The following is a 14,277-nucleotide window of genomic DNA, read 5'->3' as shown; positions in this document are numbered from 1 at the left end:
TGGGGGAACACATGGATAAGTTATTAGAGCGCTTTTTCGGTTATGTCTCTTTTGACACGCAGTCGAAGCCATCAGCGAAACTGACGCCGAGCAGCGATGGTCAGTTAAGGCTGGCGCGTGCTCTGGAAAAAGAGCTGAAAACGCTGGGGTTATCAGATGTCTCGCTGGATGACAACGGCTGTGTGATGGCCACACTACCGGCGAATGTTGACTGGCCGGTACCGGTCATTGGTTTTATTTCTCACCTTGATACCTCACCGGATTTCTCCGGGCGTAATGTGAATCCTCAGGTTCTGGAAAATTACCGCGGCGGTGATATCGCCCTGGGTATCGGTGATGAGGTGTTGTCACCGGTTATGTTCCCGGTACTGCATACCATGCTGGGCAAAACCCTGATTATGACCGACGGGAAAACCCTGCTGGGCGCGGATGACAAAGCGGGTATTGCGGAAATTATCACCGCGATGGTCCGTCTGAAAAACAGTGATATTCCGCACGGGGATATCCGTATTGCGTTCACGCCGGATGAAGAAATCGGCCGCGGCGCGCAGTATGTGGATCTGAAAAAATTCGGTGCGCAGTGGGCCTATACCGTTGATGGCGGTGGTGTCGGTGAACTGGAATACGAGAACTTCAATGCGGCGGCGGTGTCCATCCGTATTGAGGGGAATAATGTGCATCCGGGCAGTGCCAAAGGCGTGATGGTGAATGCGCTGTCACTGGCAACCCGCATCCACAGCGAATTACCGCCGGAAGAAACCCCTGAAAATACCGAGGGTTATGAGGGTTTCTATCATCTGCAAAGTATTAAAGGTACTGTCGAACGCGCGGAAATGCACTATATCATCCGTGATTTTGACCGTAACAACTTTGAAAAACGCAAAAGTAATATCATTGCTATTGCGGAAAAAGTCGGTAAAGGCCTGCATCCGGACTGCTATATCGAGCTGACGATTGATGACAGCTATTACAATATGCGCGACCATGTGGTGAAACACCCGCATGTGATTGAACTGGCGAAACAAGCCATGATTGACTGCGATATTGAACCGGATATCAAACCGATCCGCGGCGGTACTGACGGCGCACAGCTCTCTTATCGCGGCCTGCCGTGCCCGAACCTGTTCACCGGCGGTTATAACTTCCACAGTAAACATGAGTTTATTTCACTGGAAGGCATGGAACAGGCGGTTTCCGTGATTATGCGGATTGCAGAATTAACGGCACTGGATATGAAGAAATAAATAATATCAATACCAATTAAATATCAATAAGCCACCTTAATAAAGGTGGCTTTTTTATTAAATAAATAAATTAATAAATGGAGTAAGATCTCTCCCGGTAGTGTGATGTCTTTTATTCGTCATTATCTTATTTTTGTTTTGTATTTGTTTAACTGTTGCTGATATGGTTTTATGCCTGTCAGATCTCAGTGCAATATAATTCTTGTTATATAATTTATGTCATTAAAATTATATATAGTTGATATACTTTAAAGGTAATTATTTATGTCTTCGTTGAAAAATAAATTATTTATTTCTTCTTTATTTTTACTGTCAGTTAATTCATTCGCAGCAGATGTTGGAATTAGAGGTGAGCAAGAAAATAAAGACCCTGTTGAAATTGAAGGAAGTATTTCATTTAAAGGTGAAATCACAGATTCAAGCTGTGATATCACTCAAAAGGATATTGAGGTAGATCTCGGAAGTCATTCCGCAGTATTGCTGAAAAATAAAGATGACATGACGCCGGCAGAGCAGTTTAATATTGACATAACAAATTGTTCATTATCCATGACGTTCTTAAAAATTAACATGACCGGCTCTGCGCATAAAGATAATGCCGCACTGTTTGCACTGGATGCAGATGATAGAAGTGCCGGTAATGTCGGTATCGTGATTACCAATATTGCCGGTACCGGTAATCACCCGGTAAACCCTGCGGGCGGCGATCGCAATATTACGCTGAGAAATGATTCACGGGACTACACACTGACCTACAGCGCAGCCTACCAGGCAACTGGTCTGGCAACCCCGGGGACGGGTAATGCTACCATTAATTACACCGTTTCTTACGAGTAACAGTTGATACCGGCGGCAATCATTATTGCCGCCACGGATAATGTGCACCATGAAAAATTATTTCACTTTTTTTATTCTTATATACCTTGTAATAAGCCAGGCAACCGCAGCGGTCGTCGTTGGCGGAACCCGGTTTATTTATCCGCAGGATAAAAAAATGATCGCTGTTCCTGTTGATAATACCGATAAAAAAGCAGCTTACTTAATTCAGGGCTGGGTTGAAAAAGAGGACGGTATAACAAAGAGTAAGGACTTTATTCTCACACCGGCTCTCTTTCAGCTGGATGCGGGGAAAAAAGGTATCCTGCGTGTTATCGTTAAAAACCCCGCTTTTCCGGATGACAGAGAAACATTGCTCTGGCTGAATGTCAGGGGTATTCCGGAAACAGAAGAACACAGGAAAAATAAGCTTCAGGTTGTCATCAATTCAAAGTTTAAATTTTTCTACCGGCCTGAAAGTCTGACTGAACCTGACTATAACAATCTGAGGTATGAGCGAAAAGGTAATAAAATAAATATCATTAATAACACCCCTTTTCACATTACTGTCAGAGATGTTACTGTTAATAATAAAGAACATACCGTTTCAGATATGATTGTCCCGTTTGAATCGCTCACTGTACCGGTAACTGCAATCCATAATAAAGACAAGATCACAATCAGCTATATTTCTGACTTCGGCGGAATTATTTCCAAACCTGTGACGTTTAAAAAATAATAATACTATGCAATTAAGAACACCGTATTTTTTTCTTCTGGTGGCACTTCCGGCTTTTTTTTTCCGCAAAGATATCTGCCGCGCCATATTTTAATCCGGCAGCGCTTGGCCTGAACGGCGATGAACCGCTGATGAACCCTGCACAGTTTCAGTATTTGCGTGAGCGGCAGTTTCAGGAAGAAGGGCGCTATTTTGTCACCGTCAGGGTTAATCAGCAGACTGTCAGCGGGCAGTGGCTGGAATTCCGGTATCAGCCGCAACAAAAAATGCTGTTGCCGGCGTTAACCCGCAGACAGTGGCTGGTATGGGGATTACGTTCTGATGCATCACCTGCTTTTGCCGCAACAGATCATACTGAACAGATTAAGGATATCGCCGCTCTGGTCAGTGGTGTCACGCTGCATTTTGACGCTGCACAGCAGGTGCTGGATATTACGATTCCGCAGCGGTTTTTTCTGACGGATGAACAGCGGGGGGCTGATGCTGCGTTATGGGAGCCGGGCATCACCGCATTTATGCTTAATTATGATTATCGCTTCTCCCGCAACAGCAGCCGGTTCAGCCACACCACCGGACATACCCTGTCACTGAAAAGTGGTTTCAATGCCGGATTCTGGCGGCTGCGTCATCACAGCAGAGCAGAGCACCGGAACGGAAAAATGACATGGCAGTCAGAGCGTTTACGGATGTACCGCGCTATTGCGCCCTGGCGCAGTGAGTTACAGCTGGGGGACGTGTTCAGTGGTGATGTGCTGTTTGACAGCAGGGTATTCAGGGGGATCAGGCTGACCTCACAAAGCGATATGCATCCGCTGAATCAGCAGGGCTATGCGCCGGTTATCCGTGGTATCGCCGGACAGAGTGCGGAACTGACCATCAGGCAGCAGGGTGTCGTTATCCGCCGGGAGTCGCTGCCCGCCGGTGAATTTGTGATTGATGATCTGAATAATGCGTATCAGGGCACTGCGCTGGATATCACGCTGGAGGAAGCGGACGGTACTGTGCAGTATTTTACACAGTACGGAACGTCCGTACCGGTTATGCAGCGGGAAGGTCAGCTGAAATATACTCTGGATGCCGGAAAGCACAACCGGTACAGGAATAGCAACAAAAAATTGTTTATGCAGGGTACTGCGGCGTACGGCATCAATTCCTTTTTGACATTATATGGTGGTGGTTATGCGGCATCTCATGCCCTGAGCAGCGGGGTCGGGGCGGGGCTGAATATGGGCGCGGCCGGCGGGATTTCCGCTGATATTCTGATGCGGCACACAGAGGCAAAACAGAATCCCCGTTACCGGATCAATTATCAGACTTTTTTTCCGCTGACCGGAACACTGCTTAATACCGGCGCAGCAAGTGAACAACACTCACGGCAATGGCAGACCCGGCTGGTACAGCCGTTACCGGGAGACAACGGTGCGGTATCGTCAGGATATAATTATAACCGCACGGGGCACAGCGGGCGCGGAGACCGGACACTGATAAGCAGGGATGCCGGCTACTTCAGCCATATCGGCCGGGTGCATTACGGTGTGAATGCTCAGTACCGTACCGGTGGTCATTACCGTAAAGCCGATAAACGGGTGTCTGTTTCATTGTCAGTACCACTGGATTTTGCCGGCCAGCAGGCCCGCAGTCACTTTCATTATCACCATCAGGCAGGAAAATCATCTTTTCAGTCATCAGCAAATGGCCTGACGGGGGATGAACAACGTCTCGGGTATTCAGTCACTCACCGGTATCAGCAGCAGGATGCTGTTCACCATAAGAGTGCGGAATTGCGCTGGCGGCATGACCTGGCCGATATCCGCGGCAGTATCAATCACAGCCGCGATCACAACATGCTGAGCGGGAATGTTCAGGGCGGGCTGATTATTCACGAAAAAGGCATCACCTTGTCACGTCCGCTCGGGGAAACCAACGGTCTGGCAGATACCGGCACTGCCGCCGGAGTCCGTATAGCATCACGGTCAGCCGCACGGACTGACCGTACGGGGTTCAGTGTCATTCCTCATCTGAGTCATTACCATCAGAATATTATCCGTATCGATCCGGAAACGTTGCCGGATAATGCCGATGCGGATAATCCGGTCGTGCAGGTGATCCCGTCTAAAGGTGCGGTGGTGCCTGTCCGTTTTGCGGTGAACAGCGGCTTTCGTGCAATTTTCGCGCTGCGGACCCCCGGGGGCGTGGTGCCGTTTGCGGCACGGATACAGGTGAAAAAAACAGACGGCAGCACCGTCAGCGGCATTACCGGTGAAGACGGGGAGGTGTATCTCAGCGGATTACCGGTGCAGGGGCGTTTACAGGCGGTCTGGGGAAAAGGAATGTACAGGCAGTGTGAAGCAGATTTTACTATTCCGCCGGAGCAGCAGGGACTGATAACTCTCCCGCTGATATGCCGGTAAAGGAGCAATGATGTTTTTTCAGTTCAGAATACTATGTGGTGCCGGTTTCTTTTTCTGGCTGACAGCAGGGGGAGTTTTATCTGCTTCAGCCGGGGAAACCTGTGTACTGATAACACCGGAGGCGACTATTCATATACCCGGCAACGTTATCAACGCGGCGGATAATATCCCTGTCGGCGGACAGATCGGAGAAACCATTTTCTCTGACAGTATTGATGCCTATCAGTGCCGGATTGAACCGGGTAAAACGATTGAATTTGTGCTGGTGGGCGGTATACCGGGTAATAAAATACAGCACGCCTCAGGGCAAACAATCTATGAACTTCCCGGTGGTATTGGTTACAGCCTGGGAGCGGTGGCGGAGCATCCGGAATGTATGAAGTCGTCACATTATGTGGATGGCCGTGACTCACCGGACAACAACAGTGCCAATAAACGGTTGTGTACGATCAGCAGCGGGATGAAGCCGTCTCAGTCATACCGGGTGCGGGTTATGGTCACTCTTTATAAGCTGAAACCGCAAATAACGGCACATCATCCCGGCGGCTATCTGGGGCAGCTCTCAATGCGTGTTGACGGACAGTGGCCGTGGGAAAGGTATCATATTGTTGAATCCAGGTTACATCTGGGCGAATTTACGGTCAGGCAACATTCCTGCGATCTTGATCCGCAGACGGAAACCGATGTGGATTTAGGTACCGTATCGCGGACAGATTTCAGCGGTAAAGGCTCTGTTGCCCCGGGGAGTGTCCGCAATCTGACGATCGCACTGCAATGCAGCAAACTGATACGGGCGGACATTCGCCTGACCGGCAATGTATTTGCCGCGAAAAACAGCCCGGGAACACTGAAGCTGACGCGACAAAAAGGCAGTGCAGCCGGTGTGGGGGTCAGGCTGCTGCACAATGGCAGACCGGTTACGTTCGGGGAATCGCTTTTATTTGATGAGATAACAGCACAGCGGGCAGAGCTCCGGCTACAGGCTGCGTTTGTGCAGACACGGGATATTATTGAGCCGGGAACGGCAGAGACTATCCTGCATTACACTATCCGCTATCAGTAAAAAAACGCCACGTGATATCACGTGGCGTTTTTATCTGAACGGTGAACAGGGTTTTATTGCTGATTAATCATCAAAATACCAGTAACCGCTATTGATCAGGACAGTCAGCAGCGTCACAAATTCCGGATCGCTGATAGCATCCCCCAGCATAGCAGCAGTCACTTCATCATACTGGCAGAGTACGTCTGCGGCTTCAATATGCGGGGTTTTCAGGGCTTCGCCGTTAACGAAACAGGTATCACCGACACGCAGTACACGCAGACCGTTCAGGCGGAACAGGGATTCGCCCTGAGACAGCAGTTCCTGAATTTCATCCGGGCTGTATGACGGCTCCGGTGGTGCCAGATCCAGCTCATGGCGGGACTGGGAAATAAACTCCCCGAACCACTGACGGAACACATCCGGCTGGTCGAGTAAATCCTGCATCATACCGTGCAGCTTGGTCAGTTCACCCTGCTGAATTAATGCCGGATTATCGCGGAACGCCAGATCCGGATCACTGTAGCGGTAACTGCCCAGCTCATTGGCAATGATATAATCGGCAAAGCCGCTGAACAGTTCACGGGCATTCGGTGCACGGAAACCGACGGAATAGTTCAGTGATTCCTCAATGGCATAGCCTTCATGCGGGAATCCGGGCGGAATATAGAGGATATCGCCTGGTACCATTTCTTCATCAATGATAGCGTCAAACGGATCGACCTGTAACAGATCCGGATGTGGCGCGTGCTGTTTCATCGGGATTTTTTCCCCGACACGCCAGCGGCGGCGCCCCTGACCCTGGATAATAAACACATCATACTGATCCAGATGCGGACCCACACCGCCGCCCGGAACAGAATAAGAGATCATCAGGTCATCCATGCGCCAGTCAGACAGACAGCGGAACGGCTTCATCAGCGCGGCAGACGGGAAATGCCAGTGATCAACGGCCTGAACCAGGATTGACCAGTCTTTCTCTCCCAGTCCGTCAAATTCCTGAAACGGCCCGTGGCGCACATCCCACTTGCCATTGAAGCGGGTGACCATACGGCTGTCGATTTCATTTTCCATCGCCAGTCCCGCCAGTTCATCCGGGGAAATCGTGTCGCGGAAATTGCGGAAACCACCTTTGATCAGTAACGGACGTTTTTGCCAGTGGCTTTCCATAAAGGTCTGCCAGTCTAAATTCAGTTCATAATCCATGTAGTCGTCCTCAATAAACGCCGTGATCAGGCAGATGAAGGGAGTATAACGGAAAAAGACACGTTTTATTCATGCCTGTACTGATAAATTACGTGCCCGGCAGACTGATTATCAGTCCGTGTTTTCGTCGTGAACCGCCTGGCGGCGGAAAGTCACGGTAATACGGGCGCCGCCCAGCGGACTGTCGGTGACAACCGCACCGCCGTCATACTGCTCCAGAATATCGGTGACAATCGCCAGGCCCAGCCCCTGTCCCGGGCGCAGAGTATCAACACGCTGCCCGCGGCTGAAAATCAGTTCCCGTTTCTCTTCCGGCACACCCGGACCATCATCATCGACGATCAGAATAACGGCATCATGCTGCCACTGTGCTGTCACCTCGACAAACTCCAGACAGTATTTGCAGGCGTTCTCCATGATATTTCCCATGACTTCCATAAAGTCATTCTGCTGTCCCAGCCAGGTAATATCCGGCGGAATATCAACAGTAATATCCACCCCTTTGCGCTGATACACTTTACTGAGCGCGCTGGCGAGGCTGTCAATCAGGGCGGGTACGGAAGAAATATCCCGCATCAGCACGGTATTATCACCGCCGATGCTGGCACGGTGCAGATAATATCCGACCTGCTGGGAAATTCGTCCTATTTGTTCGAGCATAACCGGCTCGGCGGTTTCAATTGTCATGTCTTTGCCGCTGCGCAGCGAACGCAGGGTGCTTTGCAGCACTGCCAGCGGGGTTTTCAGGCTGTGGGTCAGATCAGAAAGTGTCCGCTGATACCGGGTGTAGCGTTCCCGTTCGCTGTGCAGCAACAGATTCAGGTTACGCACCAGTCCGCGCAGTTCGCTGGGTGGTGTTTCATCCAGATCTTCCCGCTCACCTTTTTCGAGGGCGCTGATTTGCCCGCTGAGCGCATTGATCGGCCGCAGGCTCCAGTGTGCCGCCAGCCAGATCAGCGGTGTGAGCAGGAACAGGTTGGCCAGCACCACATAGCCGAACCACTCCCAGACACGGAATGTTTTTTGCAGATTCTGCGGGATGGTATCAACCACGACAATCGTCAGCGGGGGCAGGGTATCGGTTTTGCCGTAACGGCTGACCGATACGGAGTGGATCATCCGGCCATCATGATCATCATCGAGGTCATTAATCCGGATATCTTCCGTGGCAAAAAGCGGGGTATTAACCAGCAGCGATTTGGTGGCATCCAGCGAGGTATTCAGATCATACAATCCCTCTTTGGTCAGCCATTTGGCCGGAATCACTTTTTCCAGTGCATCGATATGATACTGCCGCCATAGCAGATTCTGATTATCGTCATAAATCAGTACCACAGACGGGGCATTCAGTGAGAAATTCGGCGGAAAACGGATATTGAGTTTTCCGTTATCCCACTGCGACAGGCTGTAAAACAGATTACTCTGGCTGCGCAGCATGGTGTAGGTGGTTTTATCAAAACTGACCAGATAACCGACCAGCGCCACCGCACCGTAAGAGAGTGTCATCGCGAGGATCACAGCAAATGTTGCCAGTAAAAACCGGGTCCGCAGAGAAAAAGGGCGCGTTTTTCGCCTGGTCATGCGCAATACCTCAGTGGTTGAAGCGGCGTCTGTTACTTCCCGGCGTCAAAGCGGTAGCCCTGTCCGCGGACAGTGATAATGGCATCAATATCGGTAAATGCCTGAATTTTTTTGCGCAGACGTCCCATCAGCACATCAATGGTATGACTTTCACGCAGTTCGGCATCCGGATAGAGCTGGCGCATCAGGGAATCTTTACTGACAACCTTACCATTATTGCGCATCAGTGTTTCAATAATCGTGTATTCAAATGCGGTCAGTTTGACGGTATTACCGTCAACCAGGAATTCTTTGCGGGAAAGATCGATAACAAAAATACCCAGTTCCAGTGTCTGGGAGGCAAGGCCGCTGTTACGGCGCATCAGTGCCTGCATGCGTGCGACAATCTCTTCCAGCTGGAAAGGTTTGGTAACATAATCATCCGCCCCGGCATTCAGTGCGGCGACTTTTTCCTGCCAGCTTTCACGGGCGGTCAGTACCATAATCGGAATTTTGACCTGCTGCTGACGCCAGCGGGCGATCATTACCATACCGTCCTCACCGGGCAGACCGAGGTCAACTACAGCGATATCCGGCTGACTTTCCTGAAGAAAATAATCTGCTTCTTTTGAATCTTCGGCCGCATCAACCTGGTGGCCGAGGTCGCGGATCTGAACCGTCAGATGGTGACGGAGTAAGTTGTTATCTTCCACGATGAGTACACGCATACACAATTCCTTACAAAGACAGATATCCGAACAAATAACGATGTGAATTGTAACAGTTTACATGAAGGCGGGGGAACTTGTACGTCAAATAATACGTCAGATATGCGTTTAATCATAAAAAAAGAGGCAGATATTCTCTGCCTCCGTGTTATTAATTATTAGTATATTAACTATTACAACTCGTCTGCCAGACGGACAGCATCACCGAGATAATTTTCCGGGGTCAGGGTTTTCAGCCGGGCTTTTTCTGCGTCAGGCAGATCCAGTCCGTCGATAAACACCTGCATCGCCTGAGCATCAACACGCTTGCCGCGGGTCAGCTCTTTGAGCTTTTCATACGGCTTTTCGATACCGTAGCGGCGCATTACTGTCTGAATCGGCTCCGCCAGCACTTCCCAGTTCTGATCCAGCTCGTCGCGCAGATGTTTTTCGTTCACTTCCAGCTTGCTCAGACCTTTTTGTGTGGACTGATAGGCAATCAGCGAGTAACCGATCCCCACACCCAGGTTACGCAGTACGGTGGAGTCTGTCAGGTCGCGCTGCCAGCGGGATACCGGCAGCTTGGTTGCCAGGTGGCCGAGTACCGCGTTTGCCAGACCCAGGTTGCCTTCTGAGTTTTCAAAATCAATCGGGTTGACTTTATGCGGCATGGTGGATGAACCGATTTCACCGGCGATCGTTTTCTGTTTAAAGTGATTCAGGGCAATGTAACCCCAGATATCACGGTCGAAATCGATCAGGATCGTGTTAAAGCGCGCCACGCAGTCAAAGAACTCAGCAATATAGTCATGCGGCTCAATTTGTGTGGTGTACGGGTTCCACTGAATACCCAGCGAGGTCACAAAATCGCCGCTGAATTTATGCCAGTCAATATCCGGGTAAGCCGATAAGTGAGCATTGTAGTTACCGACAGCCCCGTTGATTTTGCCGAGGATCTCTGTCTGCTGTAACTGGCGGTACTGACGCTCCATCCGGTAGGCCACGTTGGCAAACTCTTTACCGACGGTACTTGGTGTGGCTGGTTGTCCGTGAGTACGGGACAGCAGCGGCAGGTCGCGGTAATCCGCCGCCATTGCGCGGACAGTATCAATCATCTGACGCCATGCCGGCAGCAGCACGGTTTCGCGGGCAGTACTGAGCATCAGTGCGTGAGAGAGGTTATTGATATCTTCGGATGTGCAGGCGAAATGGATAAATTCAGACACAGCGTGCAGTGCAGGCACGGCTTCGGCTTTCTCTTTGAGGAAATACTCCACCGCTTTCACATCATGGTTGGTGGTGCGCTCAATTTCTTTGATCCGCATTGCGTCGTTTTCGCTGAAATTCGCGACAATTGCATCCAGGTAAGCGATTGCGTCGTCATCAAAAGCCGGAACTTCCGGGATGTCTGCACACGCGGCCAGTTTTTGTAACCAACGCACTTCGACCTGTACACGGAATTTCAGTAAGCCGTACTCACTGAAAATATCGCGCAGCGCGCGTGTTTTGTCACCATAACGGCCATCGACAGGGGAAACGGCGGTAAGTGAGGATAATTCCATTGGTTGCAACTCCCGGTAATTTTAGTGTTGAGCGAGAAGATATTTGGCTGTGTCCACCAGACGTGAACGGGAAAACAGCAGCTGTAAACGGTTACCGCCGACCTGACGCCAGAGCACGGCGCTGCGGATACCGCTCAGTAACAGCGAGCGGACTTTAGCCTGAATAAGGGTATTACGCAGGATCTCCGGCGAGCCGGTCACCTGGATGCGCGGACCGAGACTGCTGATGTTGTCCACATAGATACCGGCGATGGTATTGAGCATAGCTTCCTGTGACAAACCGAAATGGTCGCGCTGGTGTTCAAGGTTATCAATACGGCGGCCGAGTTCGTCCATCGCCCCCGGCGCTTTATACAGTCGGCGCTCCAGCAGCATCACACCCAGCATATAGCGGGTCAGCTCGGCATTCAGCCCCTGAGTACCGGTCATATTAAACATCCCGGCGAATACGGACAGGCCGGTATGCAGATTCTGTACATTGTCGCCGTAGACATTGAGGACGGAAGACGGATTATTATTGATGACGCTGTTGATCATCACATCAACCGCGTCGTTATCAGTCTGACCTTCATGCGCCAGTTGTTGTACCAGGCGCGCGGCCTGGCAGATACCGCCCAGGGCGAGGGTTATGTCTTCATAATTTTTAGCCATAATCACTCCGTAATACGCGCTTCAATGACGCCGCCGCCCAGGCAGACTTCATCCTGATAAAAAACAGCGGACTGACCCGGGGTGACCGCAGCAACCGGGTTATCAAACCGGACACTGATTTTGTCATCACCAAGCGGGGTGACAGTACAGGGGATATCTTCCTGACGGTAACGGGTTTTCACCACACAGCGCATTGGCTGTGTCAGCGGCTCACGTGATACCCAGTCCAGCTGCTGCGCGATAAGCCCGGCAGACATCAGACGCGGGTGTTCATGGCCCTGCGCAACAATCAGAATATTATTTTCAACGTCTTTGTCGACAACATACCACGGCTCATCTGAACCTTCACGGGTTCCGCCGATTTTCAGCCCTTTGCGCTGACCGAGGGTATGATACATCAGCCCGTCATGCTGACCGATCTCCTGACCATCAACGGTCATAATCGGGCCGGGTTTAGCCGGCAGGTAACGGGCGAGGAAGTCACGGAACTTGCGCTCACCGATAAAACAGATCCCGGTGGAATCTTTTTTCTTCGCGGTGATAAGACCTAATTGTTCCGCAATGCGGCGGACTTCCGGTTTTTCCAGCTCCCCGACCGGGAACAGGCTTTGTGCCACCTGGTCGTGACTCAGTGTATACAGGAAGTAGCTCTGATCTTTGTTGCTGTCCAGGCCGCGCAGTAACTGCGTGGTACCGTTAATATCGCGGCGGCGCACATAATGGCCGGTGGCGATATAATCAGCCCCGAGATCTTCTGCGGCATATTCCAGGAACGCTTTGAATTTGATTTCTTTGTTGCACAGAATATCCGGGTTCGGTGTGCGTCCCGCTTTATATTCTTCCAGGAAATGCTCAAACACATTATCCCAGTATTCCGCCGCGAAGTTGATCGTCAGCAGTTCAATGCCGAGTTTATCACATACCGCCTGCGCATCCGCCAGGTCAGCGGCGGCGGAACAATACTCGGTATCATCATCCTCTTCCCAGTTCTTCATAAACAGCCCGGTCACCTGATAACCCTGCTGTTGCAGTAAATAGGCTGAGACGGAGGAATCCACACCGCCGGACATTCCGACGATGACTTTTTTCTGGCTGTTATCTGACATGGCTGATCTCGCGGCGATTCGGTCTGCCCCGCAAACAGGTTATGCGAAGAAGAACCGGGGAAAAAAACAAGCGCCGTACTTTACCATGATACGTACAGCGGCGCATCACTCAGGTGCGGGATCGGCACTTTTTTCGCAAAGTATTTTCCGCAGTCTGTTCCCCGCCATGTATTACGGCGCGACCGGTTCCCCGAATGCGTCGCCGAATGTTCCCAGCAGAGACAGCGGTTGCGGCTCAGCGGCAAACCAGGCAAACATACTCTCTTTGACCAGCGGGGAGCGCAGTATCGTGCTGTGAATAATGTCATCGGCACTGACCCAGTGGCAGCAATCAATATCGCTGTCCTGCGGGCGCGTCTCACATTCATCGTCCAGCAGCACGCGGAACAGAAAACGGATAAACGGTGTACCGTCCGGCGCAACCCACTGATGAATTTTCAGCAGTGCATCGGGGGTGGCACGGATACCGGTCTCCTCATACAGTTCGCGCTCTGCGGCGGCAATCAGGGATTCTCCGGCTTCCAGATGCCCGGCGGGCTGATTCCAGGTCGCTTTACCGTTAACCGTCTCTTCCACCACCAGAAATTTCTCACCGGCGCTGACCAGGCAGGCCACGGTAATATGGGGCTTAAATGTCATTAATACTTCTCCAGTCACCGGGTTTCAGTGCGTCCAGGGTATAGTCACCGACCTGCCAGCGGATAAGGCGCAGAGTCGGATGTCCGATATGTGCGGTCATCCGTCGCACCTGGCGGTTACGGCCTTCTCTGAGTGTCAGTTTCAGCCAGGTAACGGGGATAGATTTACGCTCACGGATAGGCGGATTACGCGGCCACAGCCATTCAGGCTCAGCAACAATCTCCGCCCCTGCCGGGCGGGTCGGGCCATCATTCAGAGTGATACCGTTACGTAACTGATTCAGCGCATCCTCATCCGGGATCCCTTCCACCTGAGCGTAATACACTTTCTCTGCTTTATGATCAGGCTGTGTCAGCCGGGCCTGCAACACACCGTCATTAGTCAGGATTAATAAACCTTCGCTGTCGCGATCCAGACGACCGGCGGCATAAATATCTTTGATCGGAATATAGTCCTTCAGCGTATTCTGCCCGGGTTCACCGGTAAATTGCGGCAGTACATCAAACGGCTTGTTAAACAAAACCATTTTACGCGGACCGCGCTGACGGGCAGGCTTATTCAGATGGCGCTGTGCCGCCGGGTGTGAATGTTTTT

The 14,277-nt window shown here is 51.2% G+C and carries 13 protein-coding genes; 5 read left to right on the top strand and 8 right to left on the bottom strand.

Annotation, left to right across the window (positions count from 1 at the left end):
* Window positions 1-11 precede the first annotated feature (11 nt).
* From pepT to JC793_RS12760, 5 genes are all read left to right on the top strand, one after another.
* Entirely contained in the window at window positions 12-1,244 is a 1,233-nt protein-coding gene (gene pepT, locus JC793_RS12780) for a peptidase T (protein ID WP_182107949.1), read from the top strand.
* Window positions 1,245-1,508: 264 nt separating this feature from the next.
* Window positions 1,509-2,081: a fimbrial protein gene (locus tag JC793_RS12775; RefSeq protein WP_218426354.1), complete on the top strand. Its 573-nt coding sequence runs from the start codon at window positions 1,509-1,511 to the stop codon at window positions 2,079-2,081.
* A 157-nt stretch (window positions 2,082-2,238) separates the two neighbouring features.
* On the top strand, window positions 2,239-2,799 hold the full coding sequence (locus JC793_RS12770) for a fimbrial biogenesis chaperone (RefSeq protein ID WP_247717250.1): 561 nt from the start codon (window positions 2,239-2,241) through the stop codon (window positions 2,797-2,799).
* A 131-nt stretch (window positions 2,800-2,930) separates the two neighbouring features.
* Window positions 2,931-5,210, top strand: coding sequence for a fimbria/pilus outer membrane usher protein (locus JC793_RS12765; protein ID WP_247717249.1), 2,280 nt, complete (start codon window positions 2,931-2,933; stop codon window positions 5,208-5,210).
* Between the two features lie 7 nt (window positions 5,211-5,217).
* Entirely contained in the window at window positions 5,218-6,273 is a 1,056-nt protein-coding gene (locus tag JC793_RS12760) for a fimbrial protein (protein ID WP_247717248.1), read from the top strand.
* A 63-nt stretch (window positions 6,274-6,336) separates the two neighbouring features.
* Here the strand turns inward: JC793_RS12760 and JC793_RS12755 are convergent, their stop codons facing one another.
* The 8 genes from JC793_RS12755 to rluE all read right to left on the bottom strand — a co-directional run bounded on the left by JC793_RS12755 (window position 6,337) and on the right by rluE (window position 14,245).
* Window positions 6,337-7,458, bottom strand: a complete 1,122-nt coding sequence (locus JC793_RS12755) for a ribosomal protein uL16 3-hydroxylase (RefSeq protein WP_218426352.1) — start codon at window positions 7,456-7,458, stop codon at window positions 6,337-6,339.
* A 111-nt stretch (window positions 7,459-7,569) separates the two neighbouring features.
* Entirely contained in the window at window positions 7,570-9,039 is a 1,470-nt protein-coding gene (gene phoQ, locus JC793_RS12750) for a two-component system sensor histidine kinase PhoQ (protein WP_046894952.1), read from the bottom strand.
* A gap of 32 nt (window positions 9,040-9,071) precedes the next feature.
* The gene (gene phoP, locus JC793_RS12745) at window positions 9,072-9,746 is read right to left on the bottom strand and encodes a two-component system response regulator PhoP (protein ID WP_046894953.1); all 675 of its coding nucleotides are present in this window, start codon (window positions 9,744-9,746) and stop codon (window positions 9,072-9,074) included.
* A gap of 173 nt (window positions 9,747-9,919) precedes the next feature.
* Window positions 9,920-11,287 carry an adenylosuccinate lyase gene (gene purB / locus JC793_RS12740; RefSeq protein WP_218426351.1) on the bottom strand — a complete coding sequence of 456 codons (1,368 nt, stop codon included), beginning with the start codon at window positions 11,285-11,287 and terminating at the stop codon, window positions 9,920-9,922.
* Between the two features lie 21 nt (window positions 11,288-11,308).
* Window positions 11,309-11,938 (bottom strand): high frequency lysogenization protein HflD, encoded by a 630-nt coding sequence (gene hflD / locus JC793_RS12735; RefSeq protein ID WP_046894955.1) that lies wholly within the window; start codon window positions 11,936-11,938, stop codon window positions 11,309-11,311.
* Between the two features lie 2 nt (window positions 11,939-11,940).
* The gene (gene mnmA / locus JC793_RS12730; RefSeq protein WP_004238115.1) at window positions 11,941-13,044 is read right to left on the bottom strand and encodes a tRNA 2-thiouridine(34) synthase MnmA; all 1,104 of its coding nucleotides are present in this window, start codon (window positions 13,042-13,044) and stop codon (window positions 11,941-11,943) included.
* Between the two features lie 171 nt (window positions 13,045-13,215).
* On the bottom strand, window positions 13,216-13,683 hold the full coding sequence (locus JC793_RS12725; RefSeq protein WP_046894956.1) for an NUDIX domain-containing protein: 468 nt from the start codon (window positions 13,681-13,683) through the stop codon (window positions 13,216-13,218).
* Entirely contained in the window at window positions 13,673-14,245 is a 573-nt protein-coding gene (rluE, locus tag JC793_RS12720) for a 23S rRNA pseudouridine(2457) synthase RluE (protein ID WP_247717373.1), read from the bottom strand. The genes JC793_RS12725 and rluE overlap by 11 nt, the downstream gene beginning before the upstream one ends.
* Between the last annotated feature and the right edge of the window lie 32 nt (window positions 14,246-14,277).

The organism is Morganella morganii (genome assembly GCF_019242955.1).
Taxonomy (GTDB): Bacteria; Pseudomonadota; Gammaproteobacteria; order Enterobacterales; family Enterobacteriaceae; genus Morganella; species Morganella sibonii.
The sequence above is the reverse complement of the archived record's forward strand: the minus strand, read 5'-3'. Positions and strand labels throughout refer to the sequence as shown.